Raw genomic sequence first — 13837 nt, 5'->3', positions numbered from 1 at the left:
GCCAGGGAAAGATGGGCAACGTGCGCGCTGTGAGTGTGACCGCCGGAGTCCCCAATTCGCTGCGCCTCGAGGACGACCACCCGGAGCCGGCCACCGAGGAGGGCGCCATCCTCGTCGAGGCGCTCGCGGTGGGGATCTGCGGCACCGACCACGAGATCATCGCGGGTGAGTTCGGGATAGCCCCGCCCGGCACGGACTCGCTGGTGATGGGGCACGAGTCGCTGGGCCAGGTGCTGGAGGACCCGACCGGCACCCTGCAACCGGGGGACCTGGTCGCCGGCATCGTGCGCCACCCGGACCCGGTTCCCTGCACCAACTGCGCCGTCGGCGAATGGGACATGTGCCGCAACGGGCAGTACACCGAGCACGGCATCAAGATGCTGCCCGGCTTCGCCCGGGACCGGTGGCGGGTCCAGCCCCGGTTCGCCGTCGGCCTCGACCCGGCGCTGACCGACGTCGGCATGCTGCTGGAGCCGACCAGCGTGGTGGCGAAGGCCTGGGACCACATCGAGCGGATCGGCCACCGGGCCGAGTGGAAGCCGCAGACCGTCCTGGTCACCGGGGCCGGGCCGGTCGGCCTGCTGGCCGCGCTGCTCGCCAGCCAGCGCGGGCTCGTCGTGCACGTGCTCGACCGGGCCACCAGCGGGCCCAAGCCGGAACTCGTCGCCGCGCTCGGCGCGACGTACCACGCGGTGCCGGTCAACCAGCTCGACATCGAGCCGGACATCGTGATCGAGGCGACCGGCGCGCCCACGGTCGTGCTGGACGTGATGTGCAAGGCCGCGCCGACCGGGATCGTCTGCCTGGCCGGGGTCTCCAGCGGCGGCCGGACTATGGACTTCGACGCCGGGGCCCTGAACCGGGCCCTGGTGCTGGAGAACAACGTCGTGTTCGGCTCGGTCAACGCGAACCGGCGGCACTGGGACCTGGCCGCCCAGGCGCTGGCCCGGGCCGACCGGACCTGGCTGGGCTCGCTGATCACCCGCCGGGTGCCGGTGAGCGGGTACGCCGAGGCGTACACCCCCACGCCGGACGACATCAAGGTGGTGCTCGACTTCACCGCCTGAGCGCCTCCGCCGGCGCGGGCTCAGATGCCGGGCAGCCGGCCGTTGCGGAACAGGTCCACGAAGAGCTGGTGGTCCTGGCGGGCCTGGATGCCGTACGCGTGCGCGAAGTCGACCAGGTACGTCACGAACCCCGCCGCGTCGGCGTCCACGGCGGCGACGATGGCCTCCTCGGTGGAGTAGTCGACCAGGTCGTGACTGGACTCGTCGTCGGCGACCGAGTGCATCCGGGCCACCGCCCGCCCGAGGTCGGTGAGCACCCCGGTCAGTTCCTCCGGCTCGTTGACGTCGGCCCAGTCCAGGTCGGCGGCGTACGGGGAGACCTCGGCGACCAGCTGGCCGACGCCGTCCAGCTCGGTGAAGCCCAGCCACGGGTCGGCGTACGCCTGGAGTGCCCGCTGCGACTCGGCCGTACGGTGCCCCTGGTGCCGGAAGTAGCCGCGGACCCGCTCGTCGTCGATGTGCCGGGCCACCGCCGGCACCTGCGCCTGCTTCATGTACAGCACGACGTCGTTCTCCAGCGCCTGGGTGTGCCCCTCCAGCAGCAGGTTGTACGACGGCAGGCCGGCCGAGCCGATGCCCACGCCCTTACGCAGCACCACGTCCTTGATCCGGGACGCCACCGGGCGCAGCCGGGCGGCCGACGCGGGCCGGGTGTCCAGGTACGCCTCGTAGGCGGCGCAGACCTTCTCCCGAGTCTCGCCGTCGATGGTGTGGACGCCGTCGCCGAGGGAGAACCGGCGGTCGTAGTTGTCGATGGTGGTCTGCGTGGCGAGCAGGTCGACCCGGGTGTTGAGCCGGGCCCGCTGGAGCACCAGGTGCAGCACCCCGTCGGCGTTCTCCAGGGTGATCGAGCCGATGGCGTCGTCCCCGCCGGCGGCGATGGCCCGCAGCTCGGTCAGGTACGACCGCGCGAAGGCGGCAACCAGGTCACCGATCACCTGGTCGGAGAGCGCCTTGGCGTACCCGAGCAGGGCCACGCTGGCCGCGAAGCGCTTCAGGTCCCAGGAGAACGGCCCGACGTACGCCTCGTCGAAGTCGTTGACGTTGAACACCAGTTGCCCGGAGGCGTTCATGTACGTGCCGAAGTTCTCCGCGTGCAGGTCGCCGTGGATCCAGACCCGGCTGGTCCGCTCGTCGAGGAACCGGTCGTCGGCGAACCCAGCGCGCTGGTCGGCGTAGAAGAGCGAGGCGCTGCCCCGGTAGAAGGCGAACGGAGAGGCGGCCATCTTCCGGAACTTACGGCGGAACGCCGCCGGGTCGAGCGCCATCGACGCCCCGAACTCCTCGGTCAGCACGTCGACGATGAAGGCGGAGCGCTTCTCCGCGGACTCGGTCATGGTCCGCAGGCTAATCGCCGGCCGCCACCGCCGGCCTCGGTCGCGGTTCAGGAGAAGAAGAGACCGGTGGTGTACGGCAACCAGTAGCCGAGATAGGCGCCAGCGGTCACCTGGTAGCTGAGCCGGCCGTTCACCCAGGCCGTGGCACCCAGCGGAGCCGAGGTCGCGGTCACGAAGCTGAGCCGCCTGGACGCCGTCACGTTGCCACTGCTGTCGTAGGCGTATCCGGTGTAGCTGCCGGGCTGGAAGAAGAGCGTCCGGTTCGGGGTGTACCGGTGTTCCACCACCTTGCCGAGCAGGATCCGCTGGCCGTACGCCTCGGACACCAGGTAGCCGGCCAGGGCACCGTTGGTGATCCGGTAGTAGATTCCCCGGCCGTACACCCGGATCCGCTGGTCGGCGAGGGCTCCGGAGGCCCGGCCCAGGCTCAGCGGCTTCTGGGCGGTGACGGTGCCCGTGCTGCTGAACTTGTAACCGACGTGGGTGCCGGCCGAGAACGACACCGTGCCGTACACCGCCGGTGCCGGGTAGTCGGAACGCAGCAGGTAGGCGTTGGTGACGAAGATCGCCGAGTGGGTCATCTCGTAGACCTTGAGGTGCTGCGTGGTGTGGATCTGGTGGTACGTCAGGTGGGGAGTCGGGCAGCCCATGGAGTAGTTGCTCGCCCACCGGGGCATCCGGAAGTGGGTCGGCAGGTACCGGCGGACGGTGCTCGCCGCGCCGTCGAAGACCGCGACCGCCCGGGCGTCGGCGGTGAGCCGCCAGTAGTCGTAGACGCCGTAGAGGGCGAAGATGTGGCCGTTGAGCACCCGCTCACCGGTGGTCCCGGCGCTGGCCGGGTACTCCTCCAGCCAGAGGTAGCCGTTCGGATCCGTCCAGCTGGCCCAGGGCGCCGCCGAGCTGGCGGACAGCGTCAGGCTGAGGAACGTGCTGTCCGCCGCCGTCTTCCACTTCGCGTCGCCGGTGACTTCGTACAGCCGGACGAAGAGGCTGAGCAGCTGTCCCTGCGCCATCCCGCTGTACCACGGCGCCTGGAGCACGGCCCGGTTCGCGCACCGGGTCAGGTCGAAGTCGTACGGGTAGAACCAGGCGCCGCGCGACTCGACCCTGCGGTCCACGTTGCGCTGCGCGTTGGCGATCGCCCGGTCGAGGTACGTCCGGTCCTTGGTCAACCGGTAGCTGGCGAGGTTCTTCAGGCCCCACTGCGCCTGCGCGACCGGGTGGTCCCAGGTCCGGCCGAGAAAACTGAACATCCGCACGCCCTGCGCGTCGTGCAGCCCGTTGTCGACCAGCCGGGCCGGTTCGTCGTTGAAGGGCAACGCCTCCACCGGCACAGTCCAGGGCTGGTGCCCGTCCCGGACGTACCCGGCCTGCTCGGCGCTCTCGGCGGCGCCGAACGACCGCTGCCGCTCCTTGACCTTCTTGACATCCCGGGACGGCGGGCGTGGGGTGCCCTCCGCGACCGGGTCCGGGGTCCACTCCGGGTCCTCGACGGAAACGTCCGGCGACCGGTCCGGGCCGGCCGGTGCCGCCTGGGCGGGTGCGGTGGGTGCCAGACCGAGCAGTAGCCCGGCGGCGAGAACGGCCGGCGCCCGCCGGGCGCGCAGTAACCTGACAGGCGCCATGTGGATAACCCCCCGTGTCATCGACATGACCGCACGTTACCGAGCGCACGACGCGCCGCGGGACCGCGAAAGGCCGGACTGTGCGGCGGGACGGTTGGCTTGAGCAGCCGATCAGTTGAGCAACGGATCAGCCGTCGCCGGCGGCCGGCCCATCGACCTCAGCTGGTCGGGGGGCGTACCGGTGGCGCGGTGAGGGAGGCGACCGGGCGCGGCGCGGCCTCGGCGGGGCCGGCGTCGACCGGGGAGGCGAGCCGGTCCGGACGGCTGACCCCGCCGATGCCGGACTGCTCGGCGGCGATCTTCTCCTGGAGGCGGAGGATGCCGTGCAGCAGCGCCTCCGGCCGGGGCGGGCAGCCGGGCACGTAGACGTCGACCGGGATGATCTGATCGACCCCCTTCGTGACCGAGTACGAGTCCCAGTACGGGCCGCCGCAGTTGGAGCAGGCGCCGAACGAGATGACGTACTTCGGCTCGGGCATCTGGTCGTAGAGCCGCTTGATGGCCGGGGCCATCTTGTCGGTCACCGTGCCGGAGACCACCATCAGGTCGGCCTGCCGGGGCCCGTGGGCGAACGGGATCACGCCGAGGCGGATGAAGTCGTGCCGGCCCATGCTGGTGGCGATGAATTCGATGGCGCAGCAGGCCAGCCCGAAGTTGAACACCCAGAGGGAATAGCGACGTCCCCAGTTCAGCACGAACCGGATCGGCTCGCCGAGCACCGCCGGTAGCTGCACCTCGCCGCCTCCCTCTCGCGTGTCCGGAGATCTGTCAGTCAACCACAGCGGCCGTTCCTCGACCCGTGCAACCTGGGCCGGCCCCCAGGCGTGTGAGGAGCGTCGCCGGCGGACGCCGACGACGTTCACGGGGAGGAACAGGTGGCGGTGACCACGGATCCGAGGCTCGATGAGCCTCCCCCGCGGCGGGGCGCGTCCCGTCCCGTCGCACGCGACCGGCTCGGTGTGGAGTTCGACCAGCTCTACCACGCCCACTTCCGGTCGCTGACCGTGCAGCTCACGGCCTACTGCGGGGACCTGGCCCAGGCCCAGGACCTGGTCCAGGAGGCGTTCTGCCGGGCCTTCACCCGGTGGTCGGCCGTGTCCCGCTACGACGATCCGGTGGCCTGGGTGCGCCGGGTGGCCTGGAACCTGGCCACGAGCCGGTGGCGGCGGGTCCGGACGGCCCAGTCGTTCCTGCGCCGCCAGCGCGAGGAGCACGTACCCGGCCCGAGCCCGGACCGGGTGGCGCTGCACGCCGCGTTACGGCTACTGCCACCGAACCAGCGACGGGCGGTCGTCCTGCACTACCTGGCCGACCTGTCCGTCAACCAGATCGCCGAACAGGAACAGGTGCCCGAGGGCACCGTGAAGTCCTGGCTGCACCGGGGCCGCGCGGCACTGGCGACCCACCTGAGCGTGACGAACGAGGTGACCGACCATGGGTGAGCCCACGGACGCGCTGCTGGGCGGTGAGTTCGCGGCGTACCGGGACGTGCTGCTCGCCGCGGTCGAGCCGGCCGGCCCGACCGCGGTCCGGGAGACGGTACGACGGCGTCGACGGCGGGCGGCGATCACGGTCGCCACGGTGGTCGTCCTGGCGATCGCCGTGCCGGTGGCCGGCTGGGCGGCGGCCGGGCGCGAGGCCGGACCCGCACCGGGGGGCACGACATCGCCGTCGCCCGCGCCGACGGCCCCGGCCAGCCCCACGCCGGGCGCGCCCAGCGCGTCCGTCACGCCGAGCGGCAGCCCGGCCGCGCCGGACGGGCGGATCAGCCGGGCCCAGCTGCTCACCGTCCCGCTCGACCTCCCCGCCTGGCTGCCGGGGTCCGGCTGTTTCGCCGGCGACGTCCGGCTGCGCGCCGCCGTGCGCGACGACGGGGACGTGGTGCTCGCGGCCGTCGATTACGGCGACGTGGACGGCGACGGCGCCACGGAGACGGTGGCCCTGCTGCGCTGCGTGCTGGGTACGGGCGGTCCGGCGCAGGTGGTGGCGTTCGACCGGGACGCCGCGGGGCGGATCGTGGCGATGGGTCGGGTGGTCCGGACCCAGCTGGAGAAGCCGCAGTGGCTGGCGGAGCTCGCCGTCCGGAACGACGGCGCGGTCCGGGTACGGGTGGCCGACCACGCGCCGGGCGGCGGCTGGCCGATCGAGCAGTCGATCATGCAGTGGCGGACCTACCGGTGGACCGGCGACGGCTTCCGGCAAGTCGCCGGGCCGACCAGCTTTCCGCCCAACCCGGCGGCGACACCGCCATCGACGCCCAGCGCCGGCCCGAAGACGCTCTCGCTGGGCGTGAGCGCCACCAAGCTGGTGTACGGCGCGCCGAACTCCGACGGGCTGCGGCGGGGCACCAGCACCGTCACCGTCACCAACACCGGCGGCGCGACCGTCCAGTACCCGATGGTGATCATGCTGATGAACGGCCGGGACGACGCGGAGCACGCCATCTGGCCGGCGGAGTGCGCGGTGGGCAACTTCCGCAGCGACGCGGCGGTCTGCACCCTGTACCCGCTGCGCCCCGGGGAGCGTCGGAGCGTCGTCCTTCCGTTCCTCACCACCGCCGACGGCCCGGACGGGGCGGCCACTGTGGAGGTGGCACCCGGCACCGGCGACCTCACCGAGCAGGTGCCCGGCACGAAGGTCGCCTCGACGACGTACCCGGTGCTGTTCAGCGGCTGACCCGAGTGTCGTGACCGGCGTGAATATTTCTCCCGGGCGGCGCAACCGGTCCCGGGTCCCGCGCGTGTCCGTTCCGCGCGACCAGAACGGACTCCGGTGCTGGATCCGGGCGCTGGTGGCGTGATCGGGGGTTGACGGTGGCGCCGGCCGCGACGAGCGGCCGTCGTCACCGTCAGTACGACAGCGGGCCGCGCGATCGGGCACCGACGCCGGACGCTGCCCGACGACAGCGCGACGGAAACCCGTCGCGCCGACGGTAATCACGGGAGGACATCCAGATGACCACACGTACCGGACGGCGATTGGCGACCGTCCTGCTCGGCCCGGCCGCGGCGGTGCTGGCGCTCGCCGCACCCGCGGCGGCCGCGCCCGCCGCCACCTTCGACGCCGACGTCTCGGTCGGTCGGCTGGTGCTCGACCCGACCGAGCGCGGCTACCGGGGCACGCTGCCGGTCACGGTGACCAACAGGGGCACGACCGGGACCTACTTCAGCGTCACCATCGTCGAGCCGGTGGCCGGTTCGATCGGCAACCTCTCCCCGGACAGCGCGTGCGGCTTCCAGGGGCTGGTGGAGAACCGGCGGGTCGTCAACTGCCTGGTGCCCGGGCCCGACCTGCGGCCGGGGGAGCGACGGTCGTTCTCGGTGGCCTTCCAGGCGCTGACCACGCCCCGGGACGTCGCGATGATCGCGCAGGGCGGCCAGGTCTCGGTGAACCCCGGCGACGGCAGCCCGGAGGTCGCGGACCAGGAGAGCTTCGCCGCGCTCTTCCGCTCCACCTCGGGGTCGTTGCGCAACCCCGTGCCGTACGTCCAGGACACCCAGGCCCGGGCGTCGATCAGCACGGCGGGCGCGGCGACCCTGGTCCGGCAGGAGGACGGCAGCTACCTGGGACGGCTGCCGGTGACCGTCCGGTGGGCCGGTGACGCGGCGCACGACCTGCTCTTCGTCGACGCGACCGCGCTGCCAGCAGGGGTGGCGATCTGGGGTACCGACCCGGAGGACCTGCCCAGCTTCTTCACCAACTTTGTGGTGCCGGGTGGTCGGTTCATGGCCGGCGAGCAGCGGAACTTCGACGTGCTGCTCCGCGCCGAGCCCGGCACCGTCCCGGGTGCGCTGGGCGGCGCCACGTTCCAGCTCAGTACGCAGTGGGACGGCTACGTGGTGGCCGACACGGACCCGACGGACAACGTCGCCACGTTCACCGTGACGGCGGCGGACGCCAGCTGAGCGACGCGTCGCCCGGCCGCAATCGTGCCCGGCCGGGCGACGCGTTCGTCTGCTGGGCGGATGTCACCAGGTCGGGCGTTGGAGCAGCGCGACGAACTCCACCAGCAGCCGTTCCCGCAGCCGGATCGGGGCCGCGTTGAGCAGGGTGTTGACGGCCGCCATCCGATCCGGCAGCGGACCGGGGCCGCCGCCGATTCCGAGCCCGGCGGCCAGCCCGGCGATCAGGTCGGGGGTGAGCGCCTCCGGGGTGAGGCTGCCGGCGAGCGCCAGCAGCTCGGGCGGGAGCTGAACCGGGCCGGCGGCCCGGGCCGCGGCGACCGCGTCGGCCAGCGCCGGGCCGAACTCAGCCACCCGGGGGGCCACCGCCGCGGTCACCGTGAGGTGCACGCTGGCCGGCAGGTCGGCGTACGACAGCTGGGGCTGGGTGTGCCAGCCCCGGGCGGTCAGCTCGTCGACCAGAACGAAGAGGTCCAGCCCCGGGTCGGTGCCGGTGAAACAGACCACGGTGGACTCCGGCTCGGCCATCAGCCGCAACCCGTCGACCCGGCGCACCGCGTCGGCCAGCCCGGCCACCGCCTCCCGGGTCAGCGCCGCGAGCCGCAGGTAGCCGTCCTCGCCGAGGTGCCGCAGCGTGGCGTACGCGGCGGCGATCGGCCCGCCGGACCGGGTGGAGGCGATCACCGAGTTGATCATCGTGTACCCCGGCCAGTCGGCGTACGCGAAGTACTGCGGGGCGCGCAGCGCCGGCTCCCGGTGCAGCAGCACCGACACCCCCTTCGGGGCGTACGCGTACTTGTGCAGGTCGACGGAGATCGAGGTGACCCCGTCCACGGCGAAGTCGAACGGCGGCACCGGCGCACCGAGGCGCCGTAGCCAGGGCAGCGCCCACCCACCGAAGCAGGCGTCCACGTGGCAGCGCACCCCGGCCGCGGCGGCTACCGCCGCGATCTCGGCGACCGGGTCCACCACGCCGTGCGCGTACGAGGGGGCGGAGCAGACGACCAGCACCGTCTCGGGACGGATCGCGGCGGCCACGTCGGCGGCGGTCGGGCGGAGGGTGACCGGGTCCACCGGCACCGGGTCGAGGGCAACCCGCAGGTAGTGAGCCGCCTTGGCGAAGGCGGCGTGCCCGCTGACCGGCACCACGAGCCGTGGCTCGGCGAGCTCCGGCCGGGCGTCCCGGGCCGCCTTCACGGCCAGGATCAGCGACTCGGTGCCGCCGCCGGTGACGCTGCCGACCACGTCCGGCGCGCTCGTGCCGGGCCCGCCGCCGAGCAGCCGGGCCGCCGCCCCGACCAGGGCGTTCTCCATCGCCAGCAGCGACGGGAAGGCGGTCGGGTCGAGGCCGTTGACGTGCGCGCTCGCCGCGTACGCGGCGTGCGCCAACTCGTCCAGTCCGGCCACCCCCGGGTCGTACACGTACGCGAACAGCCGTCCGCCATGCGTCGGCCGGTCCAGCGCACGCAACCCCCGGACCTCCTCGAGCACCCGCTCCGCAGGCACCCCCTCGGCGGGCAGCGCACCCGCCCTCTCCTCGTCGATCATGGACTTGTGGCGCCTTTCTTGGGACGGTCAGCGGCGTTCCTCCCCCACCACAGCTCCATGCTCGGCGGAGGGGGTGGGGGTGGCGGCGGCGAGGCGGGAGGGGGTCAGGTCGTAGGGGCGCAGGAGGGCGAGGGGGGCGGCGACCAGCAGGGCGGGGAGGACGGTGAAGCCGAGCAGGACGCCGAGGCGGGCACCGGCGGACTGGGTGGCGGCGACGCCGGTCGAGGACGAGACGTATCCGCTGAGCTGGAGGACCAGGCCGAAGAGGCCGGGGCCGAGCGCCAGGCCGAAGGTCTCCCCCGCGGTCCACAGGCCGGTGAAGACGCCGGCCTGGCGGCGGCCGGTGCGCGCGGTGTCGTACGCGATGCAGTCCGGGAGCATGGCCAGCGCGAAGACCTGCTGGCCGGCGTACCCGACGCCGATCAACGCGACCAGCAGGTAGATCCCGACGGCCGGCAGCACCGGCGCGGCGACCAGGGCCAGCGCGCCGGCCGCGAAGATCAGCGACGCGGCGACCAGGGCAGCGAGCTTCCCCACCCGGGCACCGACCCGGGTCCAGAGCGGCATGACCAGCAGCGCCGGCCCGACGAAGCAGGCGAAGAGCAGGGTGGGTCCGGTCTCCGGTTCGCGCAGCACCTGGTCGGCGAAGTAGCTGACCCCGGCCAGCACGGTCGCCACCCCGGCGGCCTGCACCACGAAGCAGGTCAGCAGGGCCCGGAACGGCCGGTTCCGACCGGCGACCCTGAGCTGCGCCCGCAGGCTCGGCTCGCTCTCCCCCACCGGGCCGGTCGGGGCGGAGCGGGTGCCGAGGAACGTGCCGACCGCGCCGACGACGATCAGCGTGGCCACGAAGAGCCCCATCCAGCGGTGCCCGGCCACGCCGTCGCCGCCCGCGGTCACCACCGCCGGGGCCACCGCCCCGGAGACCAGGATGGCCAGCGCCAGCACCGCGATCCGCCAGCTCATCAGCCGGGTACGCTCCGCGTAGTCACCGGTCAGCTCGGCCGGCATCGCCACGTACGGCACCTGGAAAAAGGCGAACGCGGTCGCGGTGGCGAGGAACGCCAGCGCCACGTACGCCCCGGCCTCCGGCCCGGTCCCGAACGGCGCGGCGAAGATGCCGGCGAAGAGCACGGCCAGCGCGAGCCCGCCCAGCAGCAGGTACGGCCGGCGGGCCCCCCACCGCGACCGGGTCCGGTCGGAGATCCGCCCGGCGACCGGGTTGACCAGCACGTCCCACGCCTTCGGCAGGAGCACCAGCAGGGCGGCCACGCCCGCGGCGACGCCCAGCGTGTCGGTCAGGTACGGCAGAAGCAGCAGCCCGGGCACGGTGCCGAAGGCGCCGGTGACCAGCGAACCCAGCGCGTAACCGGCGTGCACCCGGCGGGGCAGCCCGGCAACTGGCGGGATCGGGGTGGCGTTCGGATCGGCGACCGCGCGCGGCGCGGGCACCACCGGCACCTCGGCCGGGGACGGACCAGGCTGCCGATCCGATGAGGCGGGGCTTCCCGGCGGCCTGTTCATGGCGCCGAATGTTACTCACGTTATGGTCCGGGTCACATCCCCTCCTCCGGCGACCAGGCCGCCGCCATGTCCACCCCGGACGGGCGCAGCGGGCAGCCCTCGGCCCGCAGCCGGGCCCGCGCCTCCACCTCGTGCCCCGGCGGCAGCCGCCCGGCGGAGTTGACCACCCGGTGCCAGGGCACCCCGCCCCCGTGCCGGGCCATGATCGAGCCGACCAACCGGGCGGACGCCCGTCCCGACCGCTCGGCGAGCGCGTCGGCCACCGCCCCGTACGACATCACCCGGCCCGGCGGGATCCGCTCGACCAGGTCGAGCACCGCCTCCACGTACTCGTCAGGTGTCACGAGCTGCCACGATATGGGAACGGCGGCGGGCGCGGCGGACCCGACCGCGCAGAATGGTCGGGTGCGCGAAGCAGTCACGGCGGCCCGGCGGATCGTCGTCAAGATCGGCTCATCCTCGCTGACCACCTCGGCCGGCGGGCTGGACGACGCCCGGGTCGACGCGCTGGTCGACACCCTCGGCACGCTCGCCGCCGACGGCCGCGAGGTGGTGCTGGTCTCCTCCGGCGCCATCGCCGCCGGCCTCGCCCCGCTCGGGCTGGCCCGGCGCCCCCGCGACCTGGCCACCCAGCAGGCCGCCGCGAGTGTCGGCCAGGGCCTGCTGATCGGCCGGTACGCGGCCAGCTTCGCCCGGCACGGCCTGACCGTCGGGCAGGTGTTGCTCACCGTCGACGACGTGACCCGGCGGGTCCACTACCGCAACGCGTACCGGACCCTGCGCAAGCTGCTCGACCTGCGGGCGGTGCCGATCGTCAACGAGAACGACACGGTGGCCACCGAGGAGATCCGGTTCGGCGACAACGACCGCCTCGCCGCGCTGGTGGCCGCGCTCGTCCACGCCGACCTGCTGGTCCTCCTCTCCGACGTGGACGCCCTCTACACCGGCGACCCGTCCCGGCCGGAGACCACGCGGATCGGCGAGGTGCACTGCGAGCGGGACCTCGCCAGCATCGACATCGGCGGCGCGGGCCGCGCCGGGGTGGGCACCGGCGGCATGGTGACCAAGGTCGAGGCGGCCCGGATCGCCACCGGCTTCGGCATCCCGGTGGTGCTCACCGCCGCCCCACTGGCCGCCGGGGCACTGGTCGGCGAGCCGGTCGGCACGCTCTTCCACCCGGAACGGCGGCGGCCCGCGGCCCGGCTCTTCTGGCTCGCCCACGCCACCACCCCGCGCGGGCGGCTGCACCTGGACCCGGGGGCGGTGCAGGCCGTGGTGGGCCGGCGCAAGTCCCTGCTGCCGGCCGGGATCACCGCCGTGGACGGCGCGTTCACCGCCGGGGACCCGGTCGACCTGGTCGACACCGACGGGGCGCCGGTGGCCCGTGGCCTGGTCAACTACGACGCGGTGGAGCTGCCCGGGCTGCTCGGCCGCTCCACCGGAGAACTCGCCGCGGCACTCGGCCCGGCGTACGAACGCGAGGTCGTCCACCGCGACGACCTGGTGCTGCTGTGAACCGGAACCCCGTGCCGCACGGGATCCCCTACCGACACCCGAGGAGTGCAGGATGAGCGTCGTCGAGCAGGCCCGGCGGGCCGGGGACGCGGCGGAGGCGCTGGCCGTCGCCACCCGTACGGTCAAGGACGCCGCGCTGGTCGCGATGGCCGACGCGCTGGTGGCGCGTACCCCGGAGATCCTGGCCGCCAACGCGACGGACCTGGCGGCCGGGCGGGAGGCCGGGCTGACCGCGGCCGTGCTGGACCGGCTGGCCCTCGACGCGGCCCGGGTGGCCGGCATCGCCGACGCGCTGCGCCAGATGGCCGCGCTGCCCGACCCGGTCGGCGAGGTGGTCCGCGGCTCGACCCTGCCCAACGGCCTGGAGCTGCGCCAGGTCCGGGTGCCGTTCGGGGTGGTCGGGATCATCTACGAGGCCCGGCCGAACGTGACCGTCGACGCGGCCGGCATCTGCCTGAAGTCCGGCAACGCGGCGCTGCTGCGTGGCTCCTCCTCGGCGGCGCACTCCAACGCCGCCCTGGTCGCGGTGCTCCGGGACGCGGTCGCCGCCGCCGGCCTGCCGGCCGACGCGGTGCAACTGCTCGACGCCAGCTCGCGCGACTCGGTCAAGGAGCTGATGCGCGCCCGCGGCCTGGTCGACGTGCTGATCCCGCGCGGTGGCGCGTCGCTGATCCGCACCGTGGTCGAGGAGTCCACCGTGCCGGTGATCGAGACCGGGGTGGGCAACTGCCACGTCTACGTGGACGCCGCCGCCGACGTCGCCAAGGCGGTCGCGGTGACCCTGAACGCCAAGACCCAGCGCCTGTCCACCTGCAACACCGCCGAGTCGCTGCTGGTGCACGCGGGCATCGCCGACGCCTTCCTGCCGCCGATGCTGGCCGCCTTCGCCGAGGCCGGGGTGACCGTGCACGGCGACGCCCGGGTCGCTGCCCACTCCGCCGCGGTGCTCCCCGCCACCGAGGAGGACTTCGGCACCGAATACCTGTCCGCCGACATCTCGGTCGCCGTGGTCGACTCGCTCGACGCGGCGGTCGCGCACATCCGCCGGTACGGCACCGGCCACACCGAGGCGATCCTCACCGACTCGCAGCGCGCGGCCCGGGAGTTCGTGGCCCGGGTCGACGCGGCGGCGGTGATGGTGAACGCCTCCACCCGGTTCACCGACGGCGGCGAGTTCGGCTTCGGCGCGGAGATCGGCATCTCGACCCAGAAGCTGCACGCCCGCGGCCCGATGGGGCTGCCCGAGCTGACCAGCACCAAGTACGTGGTCACCGGGGACGCGCACCTGCGCTGACCCGGGCGGGCCCTCAGGCGGTCGG

Annotated in this window: 12 protein-coding genes; 6 read left to right on the top strand and 6 right to left on the bottom strand. The window is 73.6% G+C overall.

From position 1 onward, the window contains the following. Positions 1-20 precede the first annotated feature (20 nt). Entirely contained in the window at positions 21-1067 is a 1047-nt protein-coding gene (locus I8N68_RS00245) for a glucose 1-dehydrogenase (RefSeq protein ID WP_200206158.1), read from the top strand. A gap of 20 nt (positions 1068-1087) precedes the next feature. Here I8N68_RS00245 and I8N68_RS00240 read toward each other — a convergent pair whose 3' ends face one another. The 3 genes from I8N68_RS00240 to I8N68_RS00230 form a co-directional block, all read right to left on the bottom strand. Next, entirely contained in the window at positions 1088-2404 is a 1317-nt protein-coding gene (locus tag I8N68_RS00240) for a DUF2252 domain-containing protein (protein ID WP_200206156.1), read from the bottom strand. A gap of 47 nt (positions 2405-2451) precedes the next feature. Further along, positions 2452-4056: a D-glucuronyl C5-epimerase family protein gene (locus I8N68_RS00235; RefSeq protein ID WP_200206153.1), complete on the bottom strand. Its 1605-nt coding sequence runs from the start codon at positions 4054-4056 to the stop codon at positions 2452-2454. Positions 4057-4187: 131 nt separating this feature from the next. After that, the gene (locus I8N68_RS00230; RefSeq protein WP_200206151.1) at positions 4188-4763 is read right to left on the bottom strand and encodes an NADH-quinone oxidoreductase subunit B; all 576 of its coding nucleotides are present in this window, start codon (positions 4761-4763) and stop codon (positions 4188-4190) included. A 141-nt stretch (positions 4764-4904) separates the two neighbouring features. On the opposite strand from I8N68_RS00230, the gene I8N68_RS00225 reads away from it, so the two are divergent. From I8N68_RS00225 to I8N68_RS00215, 3 genes are all read left to right on the top strand, one after another. Next, entirely contained in the window at positions 4905-5471 is a 567-nt protein-coding gene (locus tag I8N68_RS00225; protein ID WP_200206149.1) for an RNA polymerase sigma factor, read from the top strand. Next, on the top strand, positions 5464-6705 hold the full coding sequence (locus I8N68_RS00220; protein WP_200206148.1) for a hypothetical protein: 1242 nt from the start codon (positions 5464-5466) through the stop codon (positions 6703-6705). Before I8N68_RS00225 ends, I8N68_RS00220 begins: the two co-directional genes overlap by 8 nt. A gap of 278 nt (positions 6706-6983) precedes the next feature. Beyond that, the gene (locus I8N68_RS00215) at positions 6984-7934 is read left to right on the top strand and encodes a hypothetical protein (RefSeq protein ID WP_200206147.1); all 951 of its coding nucleotides are present in this window, start codon (positions 6984-6986) and stop codon (positions 7932-7934) included. Positions 7935-7997: 63 nt separating this feature from the next. Here I8N68_RS00215 and I8N68_RS00210 read toward each other — a convergent pair whose 3' ends face one another. Genes I8N68_RS00210 through I8N68_RS00200 form a run of 3 tightly spaced genes read right to left on the bottom strand, consistent with a single transcriptional unit; the run spans position 7998 to position 11347 of the window. Next, positions 7998-9479 (bottom strand): pyridoxal phosphate-dependent decarboxylase family protein, encoded by a 1482-nt coding sequence (locus I8N68_RS00210; RefSeq protein ID WP_200206146.1) that lies wholly within the window; start codon positions 9477-9479, stop codon positions 7998-8000. 27 nt (positions 9480-9506) lie between these two features. After that, positions 9507-11003, bottom strand: coding sequence for an MFS transporter (locus I8N68_RS00205; RefSeq protein ID WP_200206145.1), 1497 nt, complete (start codon positions 11001-11003; stop codon positions 9507-9509). Positions 11004-11035: 32 nt separating this feature from the next. After that, entirely contained in the window at positions 11036-11347 is a 312-nt protein-coding gene (locus tag I8N68_RS00200) for an MGMT family protein (protein WP_200206144.1), read from the bottom strand. 13 nt (positions 11348-11360) lie between these two features. On the opposite strand from I8N68_RS00200, the gene proB reads away from it, so the two are divergent. Further along, complete coding sequence (gene proB, locus I8N68_RS00195; RefSeq protein WP_234038292.1) at positions 11361-12518, top strand: glutamate 5-kinase; 1158 nt, start codon at positions 11361-11363, stop codon at positions 12516-12518. 52 nt (positions 12519-12570) lie between these two features. Then, on the top strand, positions 12571-13812 hold the full coding sequence (locus I8N68_RS00190; protein ID WP_200206139.1) for a glutamate-5-semialdehyde dehydrogenase: 1242 nt from the start codon (positions 12571-12573) through the stop codon (positions 13810-13812). Positions 13813-13837: the final 25 nt, after the last annotated feature.

It is taken from the genome of Micromonospora coerulea (genome assembly GCF_016598485.1).
In the GTDB taxonomy this organism is placed as follows: Bacteria; Actinomycetota; Actinomycetes; order Mycobacteriales; family Micromonosporaceae; genus Micromonospora; species Micromonospora coerulea.
Note: the sequence above shows the minus strand (reverse complement) of the source record. Positions and strands in the feature narration are given on the sequence as shown.